Source organism: Mycolicibacterium vinylchloridicum (assembly GCF_013404075.1).
GTDB lineage: Bacteria > Actinomycetota > Actinomycetes > Mycobacteriales > Mycobacteriaceae > Mycobacterium > Mycobacterium vinylchloridicum.
Window position 1 is genome coordinate 1 of record NZ_JACBJQ010000141.1, and the last position, 3,063, is coordinate 3,063.

A 3,063-nucleotide genomic window follows, 5' to 3' on the forward strand; every position below is an offset into this window, starting at 1 on the left:
TCACTGGATATCGGTGTTATCAAGAAGTGTCGAATTCACCCGCGCCTGTGCCTTGTGAGCCTCAAGTCGAGGTCGGCAACTGAAGCGTCGTCGGCTGCGTTGAGGTGTCGCTAGCGTTGCCGTGCCGGCTCGACCATGTCACTAGTTGGTTTGGATTGGTCCGGTGCTAATCGTGAGGATGATTTCATCGCTGAAGGGTGCCGTTGTTCCCTCGGGTGGTTTCGTGGCAACAACACAGTCGGGCGGCACTGTGCTTGAAACGACGTGAGCGCGTCTGGTGTGGGTGAATCCTGCCTGCTGAAGGATGTGTTCGGCTGTGTCGCTTGGCATCCTTCGCACGTTCGGTATCTGGCCGTGGCTTACCGGGTGTGCCGAGCATCCCGCGAGGACCAAGAGTCCCAAGATCAGTAATGTGGCCGATCGTGTCCGCGGATGTCTCCGCTGCTTCTTGTGGCGCATGCGATCTATTTATTCGTGTGCGCGTGTTGCGCGTCAACGCGTTGAGCGCCGGACATTCAGTTGGTTCGAAGATGTGACCTTGGGCGGTTGATGGCGGGGTAGGTGGCCATGGGTACTGCGGCGCGGGCGGCGTGGATGTTCATGACTTGGGTGGAGTAGCCGAGTAGGTCAGCCAGTGAGGCTGCGTCGATTTCTTTGGCGAGGTCATGCAGTGCTGCGTTGCGTGCGGCCGTGATGTCGATCCCCAGACTGCGCAATCGGTGCATGAGTGATTGCTCCGATATATGTTGTCCTGCAGTGTATCCCGGAAACAACCAAGGGGAGCGGTGGTTCATCGTTCGGCTGTTGGCCCGCTGTTCGAGGTGCTGGTGAAATAGGGGGAGTAGCGCCGGTGGGATGGGGGCGGGCACTGCGCCGAGGGCGATGGTGGTCCGTGTGGGAGTTGTGACCACGTCGTCGATGGTGAGGCGGCAGATGTGGTCGAGGGGCGTGCCGAAGAGCATCAGCAGGAGCGCGGCGATTCGGGTGGAGAGGAGGACGTGGTCAGCTTCGATGACGTGTTTGATGAGGTCGAGGTGCTGTCGTGTGGAGGCTAGTGGGGCGGTGCGGGCCACGCGGTAGCGGGTTTTGAACGGTGGTGCGATGCCGGCGCGGGCGCGCCACTGGATGAAGTTGCGGATGGCGGTGCGGGTCGTCGTGCCGTCGCTGAGGTAGGTGTCGAGCTGGCCTTGGGTGAGGTCATCGATGGTGGTGTCGTATTCGGCGAGCAGCCAGGTGAGGAACTTGGCGGCTTCGGTGATTTCTTGTTTGGCGCAACGGGTGGCGTTGTCCATGTTGCGTGTCGGGTCGTTGTTGTCGCGCAGGCGCCGCAGATGATGCCATCGGGCGAATTGTTCGATGGGGGTCGCGATCGTGGGGGTGTCGCGCAGCGTCTGTAGCCGTTGGTCGAGCCACCGTTCGAACCGGGCGAGGTATCGGTCGCCGCGGTCGGGCATCATGCGGTGCGCGATCAGCATTTCGCGTAGGTGCTCGAGTGCCTTCGATGGGGGCATCGCGTCGAAGGCGTCGTGACTCAATGGCAGTTGGCGGGTGCCGATCAGGTTGAGCAGTTCGGCGGTGGCCGGTTGGCGCATCCAGGTGATGATGCTTTCTGGGCGGGGGACTGCGGCGAGTTCGACGATGAGTCGTTTGAGGCGCATGTCGGGTGGCTGGTGCGGGGCGAGGATCTGTTCGAGGTCGGTGGTGACGATGCAGCGGGCGCAGTGTCCGCCGCGCAGCCGCTCGGCTTCGCGGCCGCAGTTGTCGCAGTCGAGGTTGGTGGTGATGCCGGCGCAGTTGCGGCATAGTGCTGCGCCGGTGGCTGTTTGGCCGGGCACGAGTCGCTCGGTGCCGCAGAATGAGCACAGGCCGTAGGTGCGGGCGGCGGTGGTGAAGCACGGTCCGCAGATGGCGCCCTCTGGCCAGTGCACCCGGATCTTGGGTACGAGGTGGTGGCATCGACTGCATTCGATGTCGCCGATGGTGCGGGGGCGTCCGCGGCGGCGGGGTTCAGTCATCGGTGATGATGCGGGCCTTCACCGGCCGGTAGGCGTTGAGCAGGGGAACGTCGCTGGGGGCGTTGACGGCCTTGGTGCGGGATTGGCGGGTGTCGGTGGCGGTGTAGGTGATCAGGTCGCCGGCCTCGATGCCGAAGATGTCACAGAGGGCGACGAGGACCTTGAACGAGATCCGGTCGGGTTCTTGGCCGACGATGCGGTAGATCTGCGATTCGGAGAGCGTGATGCCGCGTTCGCGTAGCGGCGCGACGAGGTCGCGGCTGTTCTTCATCCCGGCGCGGGCCATGAATTCCCTGACCCGCCAGTGGTATTGAATCTCTCGCCTCATCGGGACTCCCGTCGTCTGCTCTCACTCAGGTCGGCCTTGCTGCGGGTCAGCGTTGCGCTGAGGACCCGCTCCAACTCGCGGGCCCGGTAATCGGGGGCGGCCAGGGTGTAAATGGAGGTCGTGGCGGCGTGCTCGTGGCCCAGCTGCAGCTGCACGAAACTCACGTCGTAGCCGTACGCGGTCTGCAGATTGGTCGCATACGAGCGGCGAAACGAATGCAGGTCCAGACCTGCGGGAAACCCAAGCTCGTCGATAAGGTCCCGCATCCGCTGCCAGAGGTTGCGTTCGGGCACCAGCCCACCCTTCTCGGTGGGGAACAGGTCGGTGACTGGCTGGCCATAGCGGGGAAGTCCACGCTCGACCCAATCCGCGACCGCCTCTGCAGCCCAGTCGAAGACGGTCAACACGGTGCGCTGCTTGGGCGGCGAGTTGCGCATCGCCTTGCCGTGCCGTATCCGCACCAGACCCCAGTCGCCGAAGAACGGCGCTCGGGCGTTACGGGAGAAGTCGACGAGCTGCAGGTGCCGGACCTCGTTGCGGCGAAGGCCCCAGCCGTAGAGGGTCTTGAACGCCACCGCATCCCGCCACGCCGCCAACGCGCCCTTGCGCCCGGCGTGCAGGATCCGTTCGGGCTCCAGATCTGCCAGGTCGAAGAACTGTTGGAGCTCATCGAGGGTGAAGGGCCGCTTCACCGCCCGCGAGTCATCGACCTGCACGTGT

4 protein-coding genes are annotated in these 3,063 nt (G+C 64.0%); all 4 read right to left on the reverse strand.

Going from position 1 to position 3,063, the window contains the following annotated elements; all coding sequences use genetic code 11:
- Positions 1-141: 141 nt before the first annotated feature.
- On the reverse strand, positions 142-459 hold the full coding sequence (locus HPC46_RS36035) for a PASTA domain-containing protein (RefSeq protein ID WP_081479066.1): 318 nt from the start codon (positions 457-459) through the stop codon (positions 142-144).
- Between the two features lie 56 nt (positions 460-515).
- Complete coding sequence (locus tag HPC46_RS34025; protein ID WP_005144200.1) at positions 516-2,015, reverse strand: site-specific integrase; 1,500 nt, start codon at positions 2,013-2,015, stop codon at positions 516-518.
- A complete protein-coding gene (locus HPC46_RS34030; RefSeq protein WP_005144202.1) occupies positions 2,008-2,343 on the reverse strand; it encodes a helix-turn-helix domain-containing protein in 336 nt (111 codons plus the stop codon). The genes HPC46_RS34025 and HPC46_RS34030 overlap by 8 nt, the downstream gene beginning before the upstream one ends.
- Positions 2,340-3,063, reverse strand: a 724-nt coding sequence (locus HPC46_RS34035; RefSeq protein WP_179476390.1) for a tyrosine-type recombinase/integrase, incomplete at its 5' end; no start/stop codon positions are given. The genes HPC46_RS34030 and HPC46_RS34035, both read right to left, overlap by 4 nt.

What these genes read in the sequence shown, in the direction of transcription:
- HPC46_RS36035 (WP_081479066.1), bottom strand. Translation starts at nt 459, where the DNA reads ATGCGCCACAAGAAGCAGCGGAGACATCCGCGGACACGATCGGCCACA.
- HPC46_RS34025 (WP_005144200.1), bottom strand. Translation starts at nt 2,015, where the DNA reads ATGACTGAACCCCGCCGCCGCGGACGCCCCCGCACCATCGGCGACATC.
- HPC46_RS34030 (WP_005144202.1), bottom strand. Translation starts at nt 2,343, where the DNA reads ATGAGGCGAGAGATTCAATACCACTGGCGGGTCAGGGAATTCATGGCC.